Raw genomic sequence first — 13,374 nt, forward strand, 5'->3', positions numbered from 1 at the left:
CGTGCAGAAGTCGTTGATCGCGGCCGTGGTGGGCCTGCTCGCCGCCGTGGCCGTGGTGCCGAGCGCCCAGGCGGCGTCGAGCGCCGCCACGTCGATGGGCGCGTGGGACCATGTCGCGCCCAGCGCGCTGCGCGCGCCGACGCCCGCCCAGCCACTCGTCGCGCCGGAGCGCTTCGCCGCGTTCACGCTCGACCAGGACGCGCTCGCCTCCGTGCTGACCGCCGCGCCCGCTGAGCGCCGGCGCACCGCGGCGCCGGCCGCGGGCGAGGGCCTGACGGTCTCGATCCCGGCGCCCGACGGCGGTTTCGAGCGCTTCGCGATCGCCGACTCGCCGGTCATGGAGCCCGGCCTGGCCGCCAAGCACCCGGAGATCAAGACCTACACCGGCCGCGGGATCGACGACCCGACCGCGAGCGTCCGCCTCGACCTCAGCCCGCTCGGCTTCCACGCCTCGGTGCGCTCCGACGGCGGCCAGTGGTTCGTGGACCCGCGCTACCGCGACCGCAGCGAGTACGTCGCCTACGAGCGCGCCGCGGCCACCGAGGACCCGTACGCGGGCTTCGAGGAGATCGACCCCGACCGCGTCGGCGGGGTTGGGGCCGGGTCCGATCTCGCGCGCGACGACCGCGCCGGCGAGGCCAACGGCGGCCTGGTGACGCTGCGCGTCTTCCGCCTGGCGCTGATCTCCGACCCGACCTACGGCGCCAACACGCCGGACACCACGACCGCCGCCAAGGCGGTGCTGATGAACCGCGTCAACCAGATCTACGAGCAGGACTTCGCGTTCCACATGGACTTGGTCTCCGGCAACGACGCGCTGAACCTCGACACCGCCGCGCAGGCGACCGGCGCCAACGGACCGTGCGGCGCCGGCGCCTGCTTCACGTCCTCGCAGCTGACCGAGTGCACGACCGCGACGCTCGACCGCGCCAACGTCGTCGCCGGGCGCGTCATCGGCGCGGGCAGCTACGACGTCGCGCACCTGATCCTCGGCGTCAACGGCGGCGGCATCGCCAACCTGCGCGCCGTCGGCACGTCGTCCAAGGGCCGCGGCTGCACCGGCCTGCCCAAGCCGGTCGGCGACGTCTTCGCCGTCGACTACGTCGCCCACGAGCTCGGCCACCAGTTCGGCGGCGACCACTCGTTCAACGGCACCACGACCTCCAGCAGCAACTGCGGGCCCGCCAACCGCGCCTCGACCCAGGCGCCGCGCGTGGAGCCCGGCAGCGGCTCGTCGGTCATGGCCTACGCGGGCATCTGCGGCACCGACGACCTGCAGAAGCACAGCGACCCCTACTTCTCGCAAGCCTCGATCACGCAGATCACGAGCTTCGTGACGAGCGCCGAGACGACGCAGAAGCCTGTCCAGCAGGCGGGCCTGAACGGGTTCGGCTCCGGTGACTCGTTCGCCATTACGTACAACGGCGCCACCTCGACGACGATCAGCTCGCTCAGCGCCACCACCATCAAGAACGCGATCCAGGGCATCAGCACCTGGCCCGCAGGCGGGATCGCGACGGTCTCGGACGTCAGCAGCGCCGGCTTCACCGTCACCTTCGACGGCACGCTGGCCGCCGGGACGCCCGCCGCGTTGGACATCACCAACGCCTCCGGCTTCGAGGGCGGCGTCTTCGGCGTCACCGCCGTCGCCGGGAGCACGCACCACGGCGGCACCGCGCAGACGACCGCCAACCACGCGCCGAACGTCGGCCTGACGGGCGCCGGCTCGTACGTCATCCCGGCCCGCACGCCGTTCCTCCTGGACGCCACCGGCTCCGACGCCGAGGGCGACCCCGTCTCCTACTTGTGGGAGGAGAACGACCCGGGCGGCACCACGGCGATCCCGCTGACCACCAACGCCAAGACCGACGGCCCGCTGTTTCGGATGTTCGGGACCGCCGCCCGCTACGCCGACCCGGTCAACGACCCCTACAAGACGCCGTCGCCCGGCGAGAACGCGGCGACGTCGCAGACCTGGCGGTCGTTCCCCGACGAGCGGCAGGTCGCCGCTGGCAACACCAACGCCGCGACCGGCTCCTGCCCGACCGCGCCGTCCTCCCCGCCGGTGCCCGACAGCGTCGTCGACTGCTACTCGGAGCTCCTGCCGACCTCCGCCTGGGTCGGCGTCAACAACGACCGCACGCTGCACTTCCGCGTCACCGCGCGCGACAGCCACCCGGGCTTCGGTGGCGTCGGCAAGGCTGACGTCGCGCTGACCGTCGCCAACGGCACCGGACCGTTCCGCGTGACCTCGCAGGCCAGCGCCGCGTCGGTCAACGGCGGGACGTCGCTGCCGATCACCTGGGACGTCGCCGGGACGGGCGCGAGCCCGATCAACACCACCAACGTGAAGATCAGCCTGTCGCTGGACGGCGGCCTCACGTTCCCGCGCGTGCTCGCCGCCTCGACTGCCAACGACGGCGCAGAGACCGTGACGCTGCCGCAGGTCACCACGACCACGGCGCGCGTCAAGGTGCAGGCCATCGACAACGTCTTCTACGACGTCTCGCGCGCCGACCTGGCGATCACCGCGACCGCGGCGGTCGCGATCCAGGCGCCCACCAGCGCGAGCCTCGGCAACGCGGTCCTCGGCGGCCAGGGCGCCGACACGGTCGTCACGTTCACCAACGGCGGCACGAGCACCGCGAACCTCGGCGCGGCCACGATCATCGGCGCCGACGCGGCGGCGATCGTCAAGGCCAGCGACTCGTGCTCCTCACTGACGCTGGCCGCCAACGCCTCGTGCGCGATCACGCTGCGCCTCGTGCCGACCCACAGCGGCGCGCAGACCGCGACGCTGAGCCTGCCCAGCGACGACCCGGCCTCGCCCACGACCGTCGCGCTGACCGGCAACGGCCAGACCGCACCGCTGCTCGACGGACCGACCTCCGCCGACCTGGGCAGCGTCGTCGTCGGCAGCGCCGGCACGGGCGCCGCGCTGGCCTTCACCAACCACGGCACGACCGCGGCGACGATCGGGACCGCGACGCTCGGCGGCGCCGACGCCGCCGCGATCGGCACGGTCGCCGACGGCTGCTCGTCGCACACGCTCGCTTCCGGGGCGTCGTGCACGATCACCGTGCGCCTGCAGCCGACCCACGCGGGCGCGCAGGCCGCGACGCTGTCGCTGCCCAGCGACGCGCCGTCCTCGCCACTCACGGTCGCGCTGACCGGCACGGGCGTGGCAGTGCCGACCACGCCGCCGGACGACAGTGACACCGGCACGCGCCCGCCGGCCGCCACGCCGACGCCGACCCCGCCGGTCGTGACGACACCTGCGCCGACGCCGACCACCCCCAGCGCGCCCACCACCACCGAGGTCGTCGCTGCGCTGCTGGGCGTCAAGACGCCCTACGCCGCCGGTGCAGCAGGCACCCTGAAGGTCTTCACTCCGAGCAAGACCACCAAGTTGGGCAAGCCGGCCGCCTCCAAGGTCATCGCCGCGGCGGTCTGCACCGGCGGGACCTGCACCGGCAAGGCCACCGCCAAGCTCACGCTGACACCCAAGCACGGCAAGGCCACCAAGTCGACCACGATCGCGGTGACCAAGGCGCTGACGCTGCGCAGCGGTCAGGCGAGCACGTTGACGCTGAAGCTGACGGCCAAGCAGCGCAAGGCGATCAAGGCCGCGCGCAAGGCGACGCTCACGCTGACGGTGACCAACGCCACCAAGAAGGTCACGCGGACCTTCTCGTTGACGGTGGGCTGAGCGCCAGCGCTAGGCCTAGGCCTTCTTGACCGGCGCGGTGAGCCGGTGGGCGAGCTTGCCACTGCCTACGGTCACCGAGACCGACTGCACCAGCGCCGCGCTGGGGACCTTCAGCGTCAGCGTCTGCTTGCGATAGCGCTTGAGCTTGAGCGCCGGCCGCAGCGTTGCGCCGCCGCCCGCGACGATCGCGCGGGTCGTGCAGCCGCCGGCGCTAACGCACTGCAACGTCACGTGGACCTTGCGGGTGCCGGCGCGGTGAGCGGAGACCCGCAGCATGACCGTGCTGCCCGACGTGGTCGTCTTGGCGGTGGTCGTGGTGGACGTCGTCGCCGTGAACGAGCCGACGGCGCCGCTCGTGCCGGTGGCGCCCGCGGTGGCGGCACCGCCGGTCGCCTTCGCAGGCCGTGGTGTGACCGGGACACCGAGCAGGTGCGCAACCGTGTTGTAGGCGTTGGCGGCGCCGCCGGTGGAGACCTTGCCGGTCAGGTCCGCCACGCCGTCCACGGCCCACAAGATGTTGGTTTTGATCTCCGCGACGGTCGCCGAAGGCTTGGCCGCGAAGGCCAGCGCGGCGATGCCGGTGACCATCGGCGCGGCGAAGCTCGTGCCGTTGAACGTGCCCATGCCGCCACCGAGCGCGGTCGACGGGACCGCGGAGCCGGGCGCGGCGAGGTCGACGCCGGACGACCCGTAGTTCGAGAACGACGCGAGCCGGTCCGAGGAGTCGATCGCCGCCACGCAGATGACGTTCGGCGCCGGGTCCTCGCACGGATAGCTGGCCGCCTGGTCGACGTTGACCCCGCTGTTGCCCGCCGAGGCGACGAAGAGCGTGTTGGGGTGGTTGACGATCGCCTGGTGAACGGCCTCGGAGTACGGGGCGCCGATCGAGACGTTGACGACGCGCGCGCCCTGGTCGCCGAGGAAGTTCAGCCCGGCGGCCAGCTGGGCGGTCGTGCCGGTCCCGGCGGTGCCGAGCACCTTGGCGGGGATCAGCGTCGAGGCGGGCGCGAGGCCCGCGTACGGGATCCCGAGCGACCAGCCGGAGAAGATGACGCCGGCGGCGGCGGTGCCGTGGCCGTTCTCGTCGAACGGCTTTGTCCCGCGGGTGACGGTGTCGCAGCCGTGCCGGTCGTTGACGCAGCCGTTGCCCGCGCTGTCCCCGGAGCTGCCCGCCGTCGGGTTGGTCCAGACGTTGAGGTTCTGGAAGGCGGGATGGTCGGGTTGGACGCCGCTGTCGGCGAGGCCGACGAGCACCGACGACGCGCCGCTGCCGACCAGGTCCCAGGCACGCTCGGCGTCGAGGTCGGCGTCGGCGACGCCGGTCTGGCCGGTGTTGAACAGCGGCCACTGCGAGGCGAAGAGGAGGTTCGGCGGGATCAGGTCGCCGGCGGTCTGGTAGGCCGGCTCGGCGTACGCCACGCCCGGCTGCTCGCGCAGCTCGGCAAGCGTCGCGTCGGACGCGCCCGGCACGGTCAGCGTCTGCGTCTCGGCCTCGCCGAGACGCTGGGCGTTGATGGTGTCGACGGACGCGCGCGCCGCGGCCCGCTGCTCCTGGCTGGCCCCGTCGGAGAACCCCACGACCACCTGCCCGGGCAGGGCGACGGCGGCAGCGGCCAACGCGGCGGCGGCGAGCATGCTCGGCATGTCCGGGCGATCGGCTCCGAGCGCCGTCCGGTGGAGGTCCGCAGACGAGGTCGAGCCGGACGGCTAAGCCAGACGGCCTCGTCAGTCGCCGGGCAGGGTTGCGTAGGCCCGGCAGCTCAGCCCACGCGGGCCGGAGGCGCGGATGCCGATGCGGTCCGCGCCGGAGAGGTCGCGGACCGTGCGCCGGATCCGGAACGACCCGCGCCGCGCGGTCGCCCGTCCGCGCCAGTCGACGCGGCCCTCCTGCGTGAGCGTGATCCGCCACGCCGAGCCGCGCGGCGCGTGATCCAGGTCAAAGCGCGTCTCGATCTCGCCGTCCTCGGCGCGCAGCTCCAGCCGCGCGCGCACGCTGCCACCGCAGGTCGCGTCGACGCGAGCGCGGTCGTCGTCGCCACCGCCGCCGTGCGACAGGGCGACCACGGCGAGGACGGAGGCCAAGGTGCTCATCGCCCCACCATGGCGGCCCGACGCGATGACGGCAATGGGACTTCGGTCTTAAGGGCGCTCCCTTGCACCGCGCCGCTCCACGAATCCGGACCGCTCCGCCCACAGCGCGGCCTGCGTGCGGTCGGTGACGTTCAGCGTGCGGAAGATCGCGGTCAGGTGCGTCTTAACGGTCTTCTCGCTGATCTCCAGCCGGCGCGCGATCAGCTTGTTGGGCAGGCCCTCGACCAGCAGCCCCAGGACTTCGGCCTCGCGCGCGGAGAGGCCGGCGGCCGGATCGGGCTCGGACTGGGCGGTGAGGATCGTCCGCGCGGCGCGCGGGTCCAGCGGCGACTCGCCGCGCGCGGCGGCGCGGATGCCCTCGGCGACCTCCTCGGAGGCCGCGTCCTTGAGCAGGTAGCCGCAGGCGCCGGCCTCGATCGCGCCGAGGATCCGCGGCCGGTCGCTGAACGAGGTGAGCACGAGCACCGCGGTCGACGGCCGATCCTCGAGCACGCGGCGCGTCGCCTCGATCCCGTCGACGCCGGGCATGTCAAGGTCCATCACAACGACGTCGGGCCCCAGCTCGGCGCTGAGCTTCACGGCCTCCGCCCCATCGGCCGCCGCGCCGACCAGCTCGATGTCGTCCAGCGCCGCGATCAGCCGGCCGAGACCGTCGCGGATCACGCCGTGGTCGTCGGCCAGCAGCACGCGGATCACGTCGGGACCTCCAAGGCCACGGTGGTGCCCGCGCCGGGCGTGCTGCGCACGTCCAGCGTCCCGCCCACGCCGCGAACCAACTCCTCCAACAACGTCAGCCCCACGTGTCCCTCCTCCGCGCGCGCCGCCCGGCGCGCCGCGTCGAACCCCTGGCCGTCGTCGGCGATCTCCAGCCGCACGTGCCCGTCGATACGCGTCGCGCCGACCCGCACGGACGTCGCGCCCGCGTGCGCCGCCACGTTGCGCAGCGCCTCGCGCGCCACGCGGTAGACCAGCGCGTCGTTGGCGCCGCCACGCGCGGCGCCGTCGTCGACCTCCAGCACGGTCGCCACGCCGGAGGCGGCCAGCGGCGAGAGCAGGTCGGCCAGCGCCGCCTCCAGGCCCGCGGTCTCCAGCGACGGCGGATGGATCTCCACCAACAACGTCCGCAGCGACCGCACGCCACCGCGCAGGCGCTCGGCCGCACCCCGCAGCGCGGCCGCTTCGGCCGCGTCCCCGCGCCGCGCCGCGTCGTCGGCCAGCGGCGCCAACCCGAAGGCGACGCCCGCGAGGTCCTGGACGACGCCGTCGTGCAGGTCGGCCGCGATCCGCCGCCGCTCGGCGTCACTGGACTCGATCGCGGACTCCAGGAGCCGCTCGCGCTCGCGGTGCTCGCGGCGCAGCCGGCGCGCCAGCGACCACGACGCCGCGCCCTGCACGAGCAACAGCACCAACAACGCGACGATCAGCGTCGGGGCCATCGCGCGCAGGATCCGCGCGCCGCTGGAGGTCACGGCGTCAAAGCGCTGGTAGGTCTCGAACAGCACCGGCGTCCCGTTGGGCGTGCGGATCACCGTGTGCGCTTCGAGCAGCTTGCCCTCCTGGCGCTCGAACTCGTTCTCGGGCTCGGACAGGTCGCTCAGCTCGGCGTCCGCGCCGCCCTCGGTGAACAGCTCGCGCTCCTCCTCGCCCAGTCCGAAGCGCTTGCCGATGATCTCGGGCTCATCGGAGTAGAGGATCGTCCCGTCGCGCGACCACAGCTTCACGCGCACGACCGTCGGGCTGAGGATCCGCGCGGCGACGACGTCGTCCAGATCCGCCAGCGCGTCCGCGTCGCCCTTCAGCACGCCGTCGCTCAGCCCGGACGCCTCGACCAGCCCGCCTTGCAGCTCGACGCGTTCCCGCGTGTCCCGCTCGGCCTCGCGCACGGTGACGTGGCGCAGCGCGAGGAAGCCGCCGACGACCACGACCGCGATGGCCGCGAGCGACCCCAGGATGAAGCGCACGACGGCCGACATCGATTCACATAGTGGCGCTTCAGGCGCCCAGACGAGCGCGAATCAGACTGAAGTCCTACGCGGGCGACGCCACGCCACCCGTGGCGTCGCTCTGCGCCGTCTCGCTGCCGATCGAGCCGACGCCGCAGTCGTCCTTGACCGCGTCGGCGATCAGCTGCGAGCGGTACTCGAAGCCCTTGGTGTTGGGGTGCAGGCCGTCGGGCAGCGAGACCGCGCGGCTGTTGACCGCGCTGAGCCAGTCGACGAGGTGAAAGCGCGAGAGCTTCGACGCCTCGGCGTTGAGCACCGAGTTGAGCGCCGCGTACGGGCCCTTGCGCGCCGGGCGGTAGATGTTGGTCCACACCACGCAACGCTTGGAGCCAATTGCCGACAGCATCCTGTTGATGCGGTCCTTGAACCGCACCGGGCTGGAGCCGTCGTTGGTGCCGAGCGAGACCACGACCGTCGTGGGCTGCACGACCTTCAGCGCGGCGCGCAGCGCGAACAGGCCCTGTGGCGTCGTGCGGCCGGACTTGGCGTCCCACGCGACGTCGGTGCCGAGCTGCTGCTGCAGGTAGGGACGCAGGCCGACGGCCAGCGAGTCGCCCACCACGAGCACCGAGGACTGCGGGTTGACGGCGACGAGCTGGGCGTCGGCGGCGACCGGGGTCAACGCGACGCATGCGAGCACGGCGGCGAACGTCGTCGGGATCAGGCGGCGGAGCTGGGGCACGTTCTTGGTATTCGGCAGAGAGACGGAACGTCAGGAGAGGCGCTGTACGGCCTCGTCCAAGTACGGCCCCAAGGTGCTGGAGAACACGGTGGTCAGGTGGTCGACGTCCTTGAAGGTCAAGGCGCCGCCGACGACTGGATAGCACGAACGACGGTCGCACAGCGTCTCTGTGAGGTCGATTGCACGCACATCACGGCCGGCCTTGCCGCTGCTCGCCGCCGGGATCGCCGGGTCCGGCTCCAGCGCGATCGCCCGCGGGACGGCGCACGCGCGCGCCGGATCGTCGCCCGCGTCCATCGCCTTCTGCACGCAGTCGAGCGTCGCGGAGCGCATCTTCGGCGTGTCGCGCAGGACGACGAGCTCCTGGACGGTGTTGGGCAGCGCCGCCCACGCGCGCTCGTAGCCGCGGACCTGGGCGTTGAAGGCGTCCGGGCCTTTGTGGCCGACGACGTCGCCGCCGGTATGGCCCGCGACGAACACGCGGTGGATCTCCGGGTGGCGCTCCAGCCAGCGCTGCACGTCGCGGTTCCACTGCACGCACGCGGTGCGCTCGGGCTGGGGCAGCGCCGCGGTCGCACGCGAGAACGGGCAGCCGGTGTGCGTGACCGACAGCCCGTGCCAGCCGCGCTTCTTGGCGACCGCGTCAAACGCGGCGCGCCAGTGCGAGGCGTGGCTGTCGCCGATAAGAGCGACGGTCTCCTTGGCCCCGGCCGCCGGCGGGCCGAAGGCGCAGGCGCGCACGCGGCCGAGACGCTCGACGACCTGGCAGGTCGCGTTGGCGGCCTCGGAGGCCTCGACCGGCGTCGGGACGACCTCCTTGGCCAGCTCCGGGTTGACGCACGGCGCGCCACCGGGCGGGCGCGCAGCGGCGCCGAAGCAGCGCGGGTGCTCGGAGACGACCTCCTTGGTCGCCTGCTGGTCGGCGTTCAGCTCGCGGTGCAGCTGGATCGCGCCCGCGGCGGGGACCAGCAGCACGAGCCCCGTCGCCAGCCCGGCCAGCGCCAGCGTCCGCCGCGGGCGGCGGACCAGGCCGGGCATCTTGCGCACCGGATCCTCGACGTAGCGCTTGGACAGCCACGCCAGGCCGACCGTCAGCTCCAGCACGATCCCGGCCAGCAGACCGCGCGAGATCCCCTCGAAGGCATAGGGGATCAGCACAAGCAGCGGCCAGTGCCACAGGTAGAGCGAGTACGACAGGTCGCCCGCGGTCTGGATCGGGCGCCACGCGAAGAGCTTGGTCGGCGCGAGCCGATGGACCGGCGTGCCCGCGCGGATGACCGCCAGCGTGCCGAGGATCGGCAGCAGCGCGGCGTAGCCCGGGAACGGCGTGCCGGGGCCGTAGAGGAAGCCGGCGGCGAGGATCCCGGCCAGGCCCGCCCATCCGATCAGCACGCGCACGAGCGCGGGCGCGCGGCCGATGAACGCGCCCAGGCCGAGCGCGACCAACCCACCGAGGCCGAACTCCCACGCGCGCGTCGGCGTGACGAAGTACGCGGGGCGCGGGTCGGCGGCGGTGTGGATGATCGAGTAGGCGAGGCTGATCGCCGTCAGCGCGCCCATCGCCAGCGCGAGCGCGGCGACGCGCGTGGTCGGCTTGCGCCCGCGGGTCAGCGCGAGCGCGCCGATCAGCAGCAGCGGCCAGACGAGGTAGAACTGCTCCTCGACCGACAACGACCAGTAGTGCTGGACCGGCGAGATGCCGTCGGCCTTGGCGAAGTAGTCGACCGCGGTGTGCGCCAGGCGCCAGTTCTCGACGTAGGTCGCCGAGGTCACGATCTCGGTCAGGAACGCGCCCCAGCGGTGCGAGGGCACCAGGATCAGCGTCGCGATCGCCGTGACGCCGAGCGTGACGAGCGCCGCGGGCAGGATCCGGCGCGCGCGGCGCGCCCAGAAGCCGACCAGGCCGATCCGGCCGCTGCCGATGACCTCCTCGACCAGCAGCGACGTGATCAGGAAGCCGGAGACCGCGAAGAAGACGTCGACGCCGACATAGCCGCCGGGGACGAGGTTGGGCCACAAGTGCGCGGCGACGACGAGGCTGACGGCCAGCGCCCGCAGCGCCTGGATCTCGGGACGGAACCGCGCGCGGTGAGAGGTCCCACCGCCCGTCCCGCCCTCCCCGACGCCCTCGTCGGCGCGGTCCTTCAGGCCTGACGGCAACCAGGGCAGCGCGTCGCGCACGGGCGTGGAGGCCCGCTCGACGGTTGGCTGCGTCGTGCTGTCCAAGGTCTGCTGGGTCCCCACGGATCGGGTTGGTGGCTACCCAAGTGTGCCGCGCTCACGCGCTGAGCGCGTGACGAACCTCACGCACGCGCTCACGCCAGAGCGTGTCATCCAGCGCCGAGAGCCACGTCGCCAGCGACTCCTCGACGTCCTCGCCGAGGCCGTGGTCCATGACGACCGTGTGCGCTTCGAGCAGGCGCGTGAACGCGAGCGCGTCGTCGCCAACGCCGGCCGTGGCGCGGTCCTGCTCGCGCAGTTCGCGGAGGTAACGATCGATCTCACCCGGCTCGCGCAGGATCATGCTCCGGCACGCTAAAGCGGCGGCCGGACGGCGGCATCTAGGGCGAGGACCTCGACCGGTTTGGACAAGCCCGGGAACTCCAGGGCGCCGAGCTCGACCGGCGTCATGTGCTCCGGGACCGCCTCGGCCGTCCCCGCGGTCAGCAGGATCTGCCCCGGCGAGGCCTTCGTGCACAGCCGCGCGGCGACGTTGACGGCCGCGCCGATGTAGTCGTCGCCCTCGAACATGATGACCTTGCCCGTGCAGACGCCGCCGCGCAGCGCCAGGCGGCCGTCGGTCTGCAGGGTGTCGCGAACCGTCGCCGCGCACGCGATCACCGCGCCGCCGTCGACGCCGCTGAGCATCGCGCCGTCGCCGAGCCACTTCGTGACGCGCACGCCGGCGTTCTCGGCCTCGGCCCGCAGGACCGCGCGCAGGTGCCCGAGGACGGCGACGGCCTCTTGGTCGCCGTATTCGTCGGTGAACGGCGTGAAGCCGCAGAGGTCGAGGAAGCAGAAGGTGCGCGTGACGCGCATGCGCCTGACCCTACTTCGCGGCCTTCGCCGCGCGCATCGCGGCCTTGTTGGGCAGGTCGGTGATCGTGCCGTCGGCGATCTCGGCGGCGAGCATCACGGTCTCTGACAGCGTCGGATGGGCGTGGATCGTGAGGCCGAGGTCGGCGACGTCGGCCCCCATCTCCAGCGCGAAGCCCGGCTCGGCGATCAGGTCGCCCGCGTGCGGACCGACGATCCCGGCGCCCAGGACGCGGTTGGTCTCCGGGTCGCGCAGGAGCTTGGTGACGCCGTCGGCGCCGTCGATCGCCAGCGCGCGCCCGGAGGCGCTCCACGGGAAGACCGACTTCTCATAGGCGATGCCTTGGTCCTTGGCCTCCGTCTCGGTCAGCCCGACCCACGCGACCTCGGGGTCGGTGTAGGCGACCGACGGGATGCCGCGCGGCTCGAACGCCGCCTTGTGCCCGGCGACGACCTCCGCGGCGACGTGGCCCTCGGCCGTCGCCTTGTGCGCGAGCATCGGGCCGCCGGCGACGTCGCCGATGGCGTAGATGTGCGGGATGTTGGTCCGCTGCTGGGCGTCGACTCCCACGAAGCCGCGCTCGTCGACGTGGACGCCGGCCGCGTCGAGGCCGAGCCCAGCGCCATTGGGGACCCTTCCGACGGCCACGAGCACGCGGTCGAAGGTGGCGTCCTCGACGTCGCCGGAGAACCTCACGTGAAGGCCATCATCTTGCGCCTCGATCTTCTCCACCTTGGTCGACAGGTGGATCGCCGCGTAGCGCTGCTCGATGCGCTTGTGCAGCGGCTTGACCAGGTCGCGGTCAGCGCCGGGGATCAACCCCTCCGCCAACTCGACGACCGTGACCTCGCTGCCCAGCGCGTCGTACACGGTGGCCATCTCCAGGCCGATGATCCCGCCGCCGACGACCAGCAGCTTGCCGGGGATGTCGACGAGCTCCAGCGCGCCGGTCGAGTCCATCACCCGCGGGTCGTCGTGCGGGACGCCGGGCAGCGTGACGCTACGCGAGCCCGCGGCGACGATCGCGTGGTCGAACGAGACCGTCGTCGTCTCCCCGTCCTTCTCGACCGCGAGCAGGTTGGGGCCCGTGAACCGCGCCTCGCCGTGGACGACTTGGACCTTGCGGCCCTTGGCCATCTGCCCGACGCCGCCGTTCAGCTTCGCCACCACGCCGTCCTTCCAGGCGCGCAACTCATCCAAGTTGACTTCAGGCTTGTTGAAGGTGATGCCGTGCGTGCCGAACGTCTCGGCCTCGGTGATCACCTTCGCCGCGTGCAGGAGCGCCTTGGACGGGATGCAGCCCACGTTGAGGCAGACGCCGCCGAGCTGCTCGTGACGCTCGACCATCACGACGTCGACGCCGAGGTCCGCCGCGCGGAACGCGGCCGCGTAGCCGCCCGGGCCGGAGCCCAGGACGAGCAGCGTCGCGTGCACATCGCCGCGCTCGACCGTGACGTCCTCCTCGGTGCTCGTGTCGTCGCTCGGCACGGGCTGGGCGGGCGACTCCACCGCGACCTCGTCGGGCGTCTCGCCTTCGCCAGCATCGCTCGGAGCCGCCGCCGCGGCGCTCACCGTCAGCACCACCAGCGCGTCACCTTCGCTGACCGCGTCGCCGACCGCGACCTTGATCTCCTTGACCGTCCCACCCTCGGGCGCGGGGATCTCCATCGAGGACTTCTCGGACTCCAGGACGACGAGCGGGTCCTCAGCGGAGACCTCGTCGCCGACCGACACGAGGATCTCCGCGACCGGGACGTCGGTGAAGTCGCCAATGTCGGGGACGAGGACGTCGAGATCAGCCATGGTCTACCTCCAGCAGCGCGAGGGAGCCCCTGGGCGAGCTCGCGCCCGG

10 protein-coding genes are annotated in these 13,374 nt (G+C 72.8%); 1 reads left to right on the forward strand and 9 read right to left on the reverse strand.

All coding sequences use genetic code 11. The features are described 5' to 3' along the window. The first annotated feature begins 1 nt into the window (after nucleotide 1). A complete protein-coding gene (locus ACT01A_RS11370) occupies nucleotides 2-3,709 on the forward strand; it encodes a choice-of-anchor D domain-containing protein (protein ID WP_445152368.1) in 3,708 nt (1,235 codons plus the stop codon). Nucleotides 3,710-3,724: 15 nt separating this feature from the next. Here the strand turns inward: ACT01A_RS11370 and ACT01A_RS11375 are convergent, their stop codons facing one another. The 9 genes from ACT01A_RS11375 to lpdA all read right to left on the reverse strand — a co-directional run bounded on the left by ACT01A_RS11375 (nucleotide 3,725) and on the right by lpdA (nucleotide 13,325). Continuing rightward, nucleotides 3,725-5,353: a S8 family serine peptidase gene (locus ACT01A_RS11375; RefSeq protein ID WP_445152369.1), complete on the reverse strand. Its 1,629-nt coding sequence runs from the start codon at nucleotides 5,351-5,353 to the stop codon at nucleotides 3,725-3,727. An 81-nt stretch (nucleotides 5,354-5,434) separates the two neighbouring features. After that, the gene (locus ACT01A_RS11380; protein ID WP_445152370.1) at nucleotides 5,435-5,800 is read right to left on the reverse strand and encodes a hypothetical protein; all 366 of its coding nucleotides are present in this window, start codon (nucleotides 5,798-5,800) and stop codon (nucleotides 5,435-5,437) included. Between the two features lie 48 nt (nucleotides 5,801-5,848). Beyond that, nucleotides 5,849-6,496: a response regulator gene (locus tag ACT01A_RS11385; RefSeq protein ID WP_445152371.1), complete on the reverse strand. Its 648-nt coding sequence runs from the start codon at nucleotides 6,494-6,496 to the stop codon at nucleotides 5,849-5,851. Continuing rightward, nucleotides 6,493-7,773 (reverse strand): sensor histidine kinase, encoded by a 1,281-nt coding sequence (locus ACT01A_RS11390; protein WP_445152372.1) that lies wholly within the window; start codon nucleotides 7,771-7,773, stop codon nucleotides 6,493-6,495. The genes ACT01A_RS11385 and ACT01A_RS11390 overlap by 4 nt, the downstream gene beginning before the upstream one ends. Nucleotides 7,774-7,828: 55 nt before the next feature. Continuing rightward, nucleotides 7,829-8,485 carry a GDSL-type esterase/lipase family protein gene (locus ACT01A_RS11395; RefSeq protein ID WP_445152373.1) on the reverse strand — a complete coding sequence of 219 codons (657 nt, stop codon included), beginning with the start codon at nucleotides 8,483-8,485 and terminating at the stop codon, nucleotides 7,829-7,831. Nucleotides 8,486-8,515: 30 nt separating this feature from the next. Further along, nucleotides 8,516-10,711: an acyltransferase family protein gene (locus tag ACT01A_RS11400; RefSeq protein WP_445152374.1), complete on the reverse strand. Its 2,196-nt coding sequence runs from the start codon at nucleotides 10,709-10,711 to the stop codon at nucleotides 8,516-8,518. A 52-nt stretch (nucleotides 10,712-10,763) separates the two neighbouring features. Continuing rightward, nucleotides 10,764-11,009 (reverse strand): hypothetical protein, encoded by a 246-nt coding sequence (locus tag ACT01A_RS11405; protein ID WP_445152375.1) that lies wholly within the window; start codon nucleotides 11,007-11,009, stop codon nucleotides 10,764-10,766. Between the two features lie 11 nt (nucleotides 11,010-11,020). Then, complete coding sequence (locus tag ACT01A_RS11410) at nucleotides 11,021-11,524, reverse strand: adenylate/guanylate cyclase domain-containing protein (RefSeq protein WP_445152376.1); 504 nt, start codon at nucleotides 11,522-11,524, stop codon at nucleotides 11,021-11,023. A gap of 10 nt (nucleotides 11,525-11,534) precedes the next feature. Next, nucleotides 11,535-13,325, reverse strand: coding sequence for a dihydrolipoyl dehydrogenase (lpdA, locus tag ACT01A_RS11415; RefSeq protein ID WP_445152377.1), 1,791 nt, complete (start codon nucleotides 13,323-13,325; stop codon nucleotides 11,535-11,537). Nucleotides 13,326-13,374 lie beyond the last annotated feature (49 nt).

The organism is Baekduia sp. Peel2402 (assembly GCF_052567285.1).

What these genes read in the sequence shown, in the direction of transcription:
- ACT01A_RS11405 (WP_445152375.1), bottom strand. Translation starts at nt 11,009, where the DNA reads ATGATCCTGCGCGAGCCGGGTGAGATCGATCGTTACCTCCGCGAACTG.
- ACT01A_RS11390 (WP_445152372.1), bottom strand. Translation starts at nt 7,773, where the DNA reads ATGTCGGCCGTCGTGCGCTTCATCCTGGGGTCGCTCGCGGCCATCGCG.
- lpdA (WP_445152377.1), bottom strand. Translation starts at nt 13,325, where the DNA reads ATGGCTGATCTCGACGTCCTCGTCCCCGACATTGGCGACTTCACCGAC.
- ACT01A_RS11410 (WP_445152376.1), bottom strand. Translation starts at nt 11,524, where the DNA reads ATGCGCGTCACGCGCACCTTCTGCTTCCTCGACCTCTGCGGCTTCACG.
- ACT01A_RS11375 (WP_445152369.1), bottom strand. Translation starts at nt 5,353, where the DNA reads ATGCCGAGCATGCTCGCCGCCGCCGCGTTGGCCGCTGCCGCCGTCGCC.
- ACT01A_RS11380 (WP_445152370.1), bottom strand. Translation starts at nt 5,800, where the DNA reads ATGAGCACCTTGGCCTCCGTCCTCGCCGTGGTCGCCCTGTCGCACGGC.